A 513-nucleotide genomic window follows, 5' to 3' on the forward strand; every position below is an offset into this window, starting at 1 on the left:
TATCTGCTGCTTACACCGAGCGGATCGAAATGCTGGCGAATGAAATATCGCTTTGCTGGCCGCGAAAAGCTCATGTCCTTGGGCATGTATCCGGACGTCTCATTGGCTGAGGCGCGCGAACGTCACGCGCAGGCGCGCAAGGTGTTGTTGGGTGGCGTGGATCCGGTGCAGGAGCGACGTAAGACAGAAGTCAAACCCTACGTGACATTCAAGGAGGCGGCCGAAGCGTGGCTTGCACATTGGAAGCCTTCGCGATCGTCGTCGCGGGTTAAACAGGTCGAAAACTATCTAGCTTCGGATATCTATCCGATCATGGGCGGGCGGCCGGTCACAGATATTCGCTCAGCAGTACTTCGCGAGATGCTCAAGAAAATTCAAGCACGGGGTGCGCCCTCAGTCGCCAAAGTGGTCCTACAGATTTGCAATCAGGTATTGCGTTACGCGATGGCGCACGACTGGGCAGAGCGGAACCCTGTCGCCGAGCTTCGCACAGGCGATCTACTGTCTCTTCCT

Annotated in this window: 1 protein-coding gene; it reads left to right on the forward strand. The window is 56.5% G+C overall.

Features of this window, described 5'->3' with window-relative positions:
* Positions 1 to 6: 6 nt before the first annotated feature.
* Positions 7 to 513: phage integrase central domain-containing protein (locus QCE79_RS33565; RefSeq protein WP_309851832.1), on the forward strand; the 507-nt coding region annotated here is incomplete at its 3' end.

Origin of the sequence: Caballeronia sp. LZ003, from assembly GCF_031451465.1 — a bacterium.
In the GTDB taxonomy this organism is placed as follows: Bacteria; Pseudomonadota; Gammaproteobacteria; order Burkholderiales; family Burkholderiaceae; genus Caballeronia.